This window comes from Acinetobacter sp. ANC 5414 (genome assembly GCF_013004295.1).
GTDB lineage: Bacteria > Pseudomonadota > Gammaproteobacteria > Pseudomonadales > Moraxellaceae > Acinetobacter.
In genome coordinates, this window is record NZ_JABERM010000013.1 from 66,328 (window position 1) to 74,644 (window position 8,317).

Sequence of the window (8,317 nt, forward strand, 5' to 3'; positions counted from 1 at the left end):
ATGAGTGAACAAATTGCTGTTGAATTGCGGGTATTGGGACATAATTTTCGTTTAGCTACCACTGAAACTGAAAAGGCTGATCTGGAACGTGCGGCTGAATTGTTAAATGAAAAATATGATGATTTTCGTCGTAAAGCCCCACGTCTAGAGCCAACTAAACTGATTATTATGGTGGCTTTGGAGCTGATGCAAGAGGTTCTGGCGATGAATAAATCATTGCAAGAGTATGCCCACTGCGAACGCTTGTTGGCGACCATTTTAGAAGATGTGGATGATTTGGCTTAATTTTTCTTCAAATTGGGTAAAGTATCGGCAGTTGAAATCTAAGTTTACAGTTCCTTCACACGGATGATTTGCCAATACGTGATTATTGGTTATACTTACTCTATCTCTGAGGTGTTCGCCAGCGCGTCTATATCCCTGCCGATACTTAAATCTACGGATTGTGTTCTGCATATTTAGAGTGTATGCCCATCTTCGAATGGGAAACCCAGCAAGTATGCGTCGCGTCCACCTTGAACTTCTTCGGGTTCAGGGTAATGACATGCAGCGGCATCTTCGGAGTGTTTTTTATTATTCTCAGCATTATTTATTACAATATTTCTTCATACATTTTATATTTTAAATAATTTTATTATTCAATCTCATTGTCTTTAAGCTATTTTCATTGATATTTTATGTAAAAAAATACCCAAGACTTGCATCTTGGGTACGTCACTTCACTTCTAATATTACATTATCGAGATTTTTGCAGACGCAAAGCGTTGATGACTACTGACAAAGAACTGAGTGACATCGCTACAGCTGCAAACATCGGGGTCAACAACAAACCTGTTAATGGATAAAAAATCCCCGCAGCCACTGGCACACCTAAACCATTATAGACAAAGGAAAATGCCAAATTCTGCTTCATGTTTTTCACGCCCAGTTTCGCCATATGAATGGCATCTGCCACACCACGAATATCTCCTTTCACTAAAGTCACTTGAGCTGTTTGCTTGGCAATATCGGTACCATTGCCCATTGCAATCCCGACGTTGGCTTGTGCTAGTGCAGGTGCATCGTTAATACCGTCACCTGCCATTGCCACAACTTTCCCTTGGGCCTGATATTTTTTCACAATGTCTAATTTTTCGGTCGGGGTACAGTTGCCATAAACATGCTGAATTCCCAGTTCTGCTGCGATCAATTTTGCATTTTTTTCATGGTCACCTGTTGCCATGACTACTTCTATGCCATCGGCAATCAGTTGATCAATCACCTGATGCGCATTAGGTTTAATCGCATCATGAATGGAAATATAAGCCAGAACATGCTGCTCATTAGCCAGAAAACTAATCACATTACCAGTTGCCCGTTGAGCATCCAGTTTCTCTTGAGCCTGTTTAGCTAGCTGTAAACCCAATTGATCAATCAGCTTTTGACTGCCCACATACAGGGTTTGATCATCAATCTGCCCTTTCACCCCAAAGCCTGCGACATCTTCAAAATCATTGACTTTAATCAGTTGCTCATGGGGAACAAGCTTGGTTAAAGTCTGGGCAATCGGATGGGTTGAATACTGTTCAATCGATGCAATCCATTGTTCCACTTGCGCTTGCTGTACATGCTCTGAAAGCAATTTAATCTCTTTCAGGCTCGGTTTACCTTCAGTCAAGGTCCCGGTTTTATCGACAATTAAAGTAGTGACTTTGCTTAAGGCTTCAATGGCTTCAGCATCTTTAAACAGCACACCTTTTTGCGCTGCCCGACCTGTGGTTGCCATCACTGACATCGGCGTTGCCAAGCCTAAGGCACATGGACAGGCGATAATGAGTACTGCTACCGCACACATCAACGCCAGATCAAATTGCGCTTTACCAAACACCATCCAGGCAATAAAGGTCAGCACACTAATTGCTAAAACAATCACCACAAAATATTTGGCAAATACATCGGCGAGTCTTTGCAACGGCGCTTTGGAGCGCTGTGCTTCGGCTACAGTCTGAATCATTTTGGCTAAAGTGGTATTGGCACCTACTGCAGTGGTTTGAATGCGAATACTACCCTGTTGGTTAACAGTACCACCAATCACCCGGTCATCAACTTCTTTTTTAACCGGTACAGGCTCACCCGTCATCATCGCTTCATCGACATAAGTTTTGCCTTCCACCACAATGCCATCCAGTGGAATTTGATCCCCTGAAGAAATCTGCAAGATATCTCCCTGTTTCACCATGCCAATATCTACTTCCACCACCTGATCATGCTGCACCAGTTTTGCGGTATGCGGTTGCAGTTTCAGCAGTGATTTTAACGCATCTGCGGTTTTGGCTCGGGCTTTCAGCTCCATGATTTGCCCAAGTAAACTCAAGGATACAATCATACAAGCTGCTTCATAATACACGGCTACCCCATGACCTGTTTTGGCCTGCATAGGAATCAGTGATGGAAAAACCGTTGCGATCACACTGTAAATAAATGCTGCCAGCACCCCGACCCCAATCAAACTCCACATGTTCAGATTGCGGGTTTTATAAGAGATCCAGCAACGTTCGATAAAAGGTTTCCCTGCCCAAAGGATGACGGGAATAGAAAGCACCAGTTCAATCCACGGCTGAATATGCTGCGGAATAAAGGCATGAATATGCGAACCCATGGCCATGACAAAGACAATTAAAGTCAGCGGCAAAGTCATCCAGAAACGATGACTAAAATCGACCAGTTCAGGATTCGGTGCATCATTTAAGGTCGGTTGCATCGGCTCTAAAGCCATACCACAGATTGGACAGGTTCCCGGTCCTTTTTGCACAATTTCAGGATCCATGGGACAGGTATAATCCATATCCGCAGCCCCCTCAGGTACAGGACGCTGATCGGCTGGAATCAGATAAAATTCAGGATCGCCTTTAAATTTTTCCAAACAAGATGGATTACAGAAATAGTAGGTTTTGTCCAAATAATCGGTTTTTAAATCGGTTGACGTATCTACCGACATACCGCAAACAGGATCGATTTCTGAACCATGTAATGATGAATCATGCGCTCCCCCACAACAGGAAGATGTCTTTTCTTCAACTACCACTTTTTCTGGTGAAGCACAGCAGGAGGATGCTGTCTGCTTAGTTTGCACATATTGTTCTGGCTGCTGGGTAAATTTATTCAGACAGCGTTCTGAACAGAAATAATAATCCTGTGATTCAAACTGGGCATGAAATTTAGAATCTGTTTTGACCTGCATGCCACAGACGGGATCAATAGTTGTTTCACTCACCTGTTCTGCGGTTTGCGCTTTATTCCCCGCACAACAACCTGATGATTGCGCTACTGGTGGTTGATTTTGAGAACCACAGCAAGATTTTTTTTCATCTGCTTTTGATTTAGATGCACAACCACATCCCGAAGTTTTCGCAGCTTCTTTTTCTAAATACTGTTCTGGATTGGCCTGAAATTTATTCAAACAGCTCTGACAGCAGAAATAATAAAGTTGTCCTGAATATTCGGTATGCGGTTTGGACAAATCTGTCACGGTCATGCCGCAGACCGGATCAGAATATTGCTCTGCTTCAGCTTTTTGACCGCCACAACATGAAGATGAAGCCGCTACAACTTTGGCTTTATTTGCACAGCCACAGCCTGATTTAGGCTTGGTTTCTTGAAGGTAAGCTTCAGGATTTTTAATAAACTTTTGTTTGCAGCTATCACAACAAAATAAATATTTTTTCCCCAGATACTCAAAATAATATTCTGAACTTTCCGGAACGTTCATTCCACAGACTGGATCAACTTTCACTAATTCAAGGACTGAATCCTGTTTTGCACAGCAGGAAGATTTTTGTTGCTCATTCATCCGGCTCACCTGTTTTATTCTTTCATTGTGTTAGCATAAAGTCTGTACCTAGGTACAGAGTCAAGTCATTTGAGGATATTTTATGCTCACCATCGGAAAACTGGCTAAACAGTGTCATGTCAATATTGAAACCATTCGCTATTATCAACGCATCGGTTTAATGCGCGTGCCTGAAACCACGCAGAGTTATCGTTATTACAATGATAAAGACATTGAAACGTTAAGCTTTATTCAAAAAGGTAAAGATGCTGGACTACAACTCAGTGAGATACAGGAATTACTGCAACTTCAACTTGATGATCGTGCACAAGTGAGACAGGTCATTGAGCAACGTCTAGAAAAAATTGATCAAAGGATTCAGGAATTACAGGCTCTAAAGACCCGTTTAAGCAGTTGGGTGGATGAATGTAAAACCACCAATGAAAGCAGTTGTCCGATTTTGAAACAGCTGAAAAACAGGTAAACTCCATTTTCGATGAATATTTTTGTATTTTTTGGGGACAAATAAGTGATGTCAACGGATTTAAAAATTTTACGCAAACAACTTCGACATCAACGTAGAGCCGTTTCCAGCTTTCAACACAAACAATCTCAACAAAAAATACTCCAGCAACTCATCCGTCTAAAATCTTTTCAGCATGCAAAAAAAATTGGCATTTATCTGCATGCCTTTGGTGAAATTCAGACTAGACAAATCATTGAATACTGTTTTAAACAGCATAAAGATGTTTATCTGCCGATGATTTGCAACATGAATAAGCAATTGCACTGGGTCAAAATCACGCAACACCAATACCGAAACAATCGATTTTCATATCATCCCCTTGGCATGAAAGAACCGGCGGCGGGTCGTGGCTTTCATGTATCTAAACTCGACCTGTTAATCATACCTTTACTCGCATGTGACATTTATGGCACACGTATAGGCATGGGTGGTGGCTTCTACGATAGAACCTTGGCCAGTGCAGAAAAAATCCCTTTTCGTTTAGGGATTGCCCATGACTTTCAGCTTATTCAACAACGCTTACACCGGGAAATCTGGGATCAACCGCTGGATGCCTTGATTACACCCTCAAAATATTTACGTTTCAAACGCTAAACTGGTATTTTTGACGACTAGGAACACTTTAAAATCACATATTTACTCATTTTTTATACATTTTCCTTGTCCCTACCCTTGTAATTTTTGAAATACACTTCACTATAAAAATATGGCAACACCGTTGTTACTCATTAGGAGTGCCCATGTCTGAAATTATTATGAATCAAGAAACCTTAGCTACACAGGTTCCAAGCGTACTACCGCTTTTAGCGCTACGAGATGTGGTGGTTTATCCTCACATGCAAATTGCGTTATTTGTAGGTCGTGAAAAATCGATCAAAGCAGTTGACGTGGCTCGTAACAGTGACAATCTCGTATTTGTAGTTGCACAACAAGATTCTCTTACAGAAGAAATTGATCACGACAACTTATATCAATACGGTACTGTCGCGAAGATTGTGCAAGTTGTGAATCATGAAAATGATGAAAACTGTATAAAAGTACTCATTGAGGGTTTACAGCGTTCTAAACTGGTAAAAATCATCGACAACGATGAATATTTATCGGCCGAACATGCGATTAGCCCGATGACAGTTAATGTTGAAGCTGCGTCTCAAGAAACACGTGTGCAAGAACTGCGTGCTTTATTTGCACAATATGCAGAAGCAAAATTACGTAATGCACGTGAATTGATTACTGCTGCAAATAAAATCGATGATTTATTACAACTGTTGTTCTTCGTGGCCACTCGTGTCCCGTTGAATATCGAGGTAAAACAAAAGTTCCTGGAACAGGATAACTTTGAAGCACATTTGACTGAGCTCATGACTTATTTGTTACAACAATCTGAAGAACAACAGATTGAACAAACCTTACATGACTCGGTAAAACGCCAAATGGAGAAAAACCAGCGCGAATATTTCCTGAATGAAAAAATGAAGGTGATTCAGCGTGAACTTTCCGACATGAATGGCGGTGCTGAAGATGATGTTGCTGAAATTGAACGTCGTCTTGAAGAAGCTGATTTACCGGAACACGTGCGTAAAAAAGCCGAATCTGAATTCCGCAAGCTAAAAGCAATGCAACCTGCTTCAAGTGAAGCTGCTGTGGTGCGCAATTATATTGAGGCGATTTTAGATACGCCTTGGAATAAAGCCAGCAAAGTCAGCATTAACCTGAACAAAGCACAAGAGATATTGGATGCAGATCATTACGGTCTGGATGAAGTTAAACAACGTATTGTTGAATACCTGGCTGTTCAATCACGCGTTAAAAAACTTAAAGGTCCAATTCTTTGCCTGGTTGGTCCTCCAGGGGTAGGTAAAACTTCACTGGGTGAATCGATTGCCAAAGCCACAGGTCGTGAATTTGTGCGTATGGCTTTAGGTGGCGTGCGTGACGAAGCGGAAATCCGTGGTCACCGTCGTACCTACATCGGTGCGATGCCAGGTAAAATTGTACAGTCCTTGACAAAAGTAGGCGTAAAGAATCCACTGTTCTTACTCGACGAAATTGACAAGATGGCACAAGACTACCGTGGCGACCCTGCTTCTGCCTTGCTTGAAGTACTTGATCCATCACAAAACAGCAAGTTCAACGATCACTATTTAGATCTTGATCTGGATCTTTCTGAAGTGATGTTCATCTGTACTGCAAACAGCATGAATATTCCTGAAGCCTTGCTTGACCGTATGGAAGTGATTCGTCTACCGGGTTATACCGAAGAGGAAAAAGTCAATATTGCTGAACGTTACCTGGTTCCGAAAGCCATTAAGGACAACGGGTTACGTGCTAAAGAATTGACCATTCATGAAGAAGCCATTCGTGACATCGTGCGTCGTTATACTCGCGAAGCGGGTGTACGTAGCTTGGAACGTGAAGTGTCAAAAATTGCGCGTAAAGTCGTGAAAGAAGCGGTGAGCAAAAAAGCCAAGAACTTGCATATCGATGTAACTGCTGAAAACCTGTCTGATTACCTGGGCGTACACAAGTTCGACTTCGGTATGGCAGAAGAAGAAGCGCAAGTGGGTCGTGTCAATGGCTTGGCTTGGACATCAGTCGGTGGTGAATTGCTTTCGATTGAAGTTGCTGCGGTAAAAGGTAAGGGTAAATTCATTACCACCGGTTCACTCGGTGACGTCATGAAAGAATCCATTACCGCTGCAATGACTGTGGTTCGTACCCGTGCAGATGCACTCGGTATTGAGGCTTCAAGATTTGAAGAAACCGATATCCATGTGCATTTACCTGAAGGTGCAACCCCGAAAGATGGTCCATCTGCAGGTTTGGCATTAACCACCGCCTTGATTTCTGCCTTCACTGGCATTCCAGTTCGCGCTGATATCGCCATGACCGGTGAAACCAACCTGAGTGGCCGTGCAATGCGTATTGGTGGCTTAAAAGAGAAACTGTTAGCTGCACATCGCGGTGGCATTAAACTGGTATTCATCCCTCAAGAGAACGTCCGTGACTTGGTGGAAATTCCAGATAACGTGAAAGCAGGTCTTGAAATTAAAGCAGTGAAAAGTATCGATGAGATCTTGCCATTTGCCTTAATCGAAACACCAAAACCTTTGCCAAAAAATCCGATTGTAAAACCGGTTGCAGAAGGCAAAGCTGCACGTCATTAATCGCATTTCGATACAAAAAAGAGAGCTTCGGCTCTCTTTTTTTATGATGAAAAGTTTTACTATATTAGTAAAGCATAAGCTTGAAAAATCTACATCTGACCCTCATTTATTATTATAGAGACACAGATGCGCTGTAAGTTTCTGATTAACAAGTTATGTGAATGGTCATCTACATCTCCAGGTGGATGACCTTTTGATCGCAGTCCCAGTATCCATTAAGGGGCTGCGTTTTTTATGCGTTCTTTATCAGTATCAGTTAGATTGAACCATTAAACTATAAGCCAGCCCGTCTACTACATTGGCCATTTTTCCAATATTCAGTGTTTTCAAACTATCGCCATGGGTATGGTAATGCTTATTTCGAAAAGAAGCGGTATCGGTAATCATCATGGCGGGTATCCCGAATTTCCAGTAATTAACATGATCAGAAAATTCCATTGCTGACACAAAAGACGGTGCAACCACTCTCTGACATTCCAACCGATTAAATATCAGCATCGATTCACAGTAATTTATCCCCAAATCATAGGACTGTAGATTACTCACTGCTGCAATAAAATTACCATGCCTTGGATAAACCCACTTCAAACCCACGGGATATTGCTGCACAAGATTTTCATCATAGTAGCCAATCATCTCCAAGATATAGACCCCTTGAATCTGATCCTTTTGTGCCTGTACCGATTTGGCATGCACATAACTTCCCATCTGCTCGGTCTTGAAAAATGGCGGTTCTTGCAAGGTATAAAATACAAATTCCACATTATTTACGAGCTGCGATTTTTGCTGCGCTAAAATGCGTGCCGTTTCAATTAC

General features: G+C 42.0%; 6 protein-coding genes and 1 other RNA gene. 5 read left to right on the plus strand and 2 right to left on the minus strand.

Translation table 11 applies throughout. The annotated features are described in order from the left end of the window. Together HLH18_RS09400 and ssrS are read left to right on the plus strand one after the other, a co-directional pair. Positions 1–285 carry a cell division protein ZapA gene (locus HLH18_RS09400; RefSeq protein WP_067724073.1) on the plus strand — a complete coding sequence of 95 codons (285 nt, stop codon included), beginning with the start codon at positions 1–3 and terminating at the stop codon, positions 283–285. 100 nt (positions 286–385) lie between these two features. Further along, a non-coding RNA gene (gene ssrS / locus HLH18_RS09405) (6S RNA) lies at positions 386–569 on the plus strand. 167 nt (positions 570–736) lie between these two features. On the opposite strand, the gene HLH18_RS09410 is transcribed toward ssrS, so the two are convergent. Then, a complete protein-coding gene (locus tag HLH18_RS09410) occupies positions 737–3,829 on the minus strand; it encodes a heavy metal translocating P-type ATPase (RefSeq protein WP_171546612.1) in 3,093 nt (1,030 codons plus the stop codon). Between the two features lie 82 nt (positions 3,830–3,911). On the opposite strand from HLH18_RS09410, the gene HLH18_RS09415 reads away from it, so the two are divergent. The 3 genes from HLH18_RS09415 (at position 3,912) to lon (ending at position 7,501) form a co-directional block, all read left to right on the plus strand. Next, positions 3,912–4,292 carry a MerR family transcriptional regulator gene (locus HLH18_RS09415; protein ID WP_171546613.1) on the plus strand — a complete coding sequence of 127 codons (381 nt, stop codon included), beginning with the start codon at positions 3,912–3,914 and terminating at the stop codon, positions 4,290–4,292. Positions 4,293–4,340: 48 nt separating this feature from the next. Further along, complete coding sequence (locus HLH18_RS09420) at positions 4,341–4,928, plus strand: 5-formyltetrahydrofolate cyclo-ligase (protein ID WP_171546614.1); 588 nt, start codon at positions 4,341–4,343, stop codon at positions 4,926–4,928. A 146-nt stretch (positions 4,929–5,074) separates the two neighbouring features. After that, a complete protein-coding gene (gene lon, locus HLH18_RS09425; protein ID WP_171546615.1) occupies positions 5,075–7,501 on the plus strand; it encodes an endopeptidase La in 2,427 nt (808 codons plus the stop codon). Positions 7,502–7,753: 252 nt separating this feature from the next. Here lon and HLH18_RS09430 read toward each other — a convergent pair. Next, positions 7,754–8,317 (minus strand): M28 family peptidase (locus HLH18_RS09430; RefSeq protein WP_171546616.1); only part of this gene is annotated, 564 nt, incomplete at its 5' end.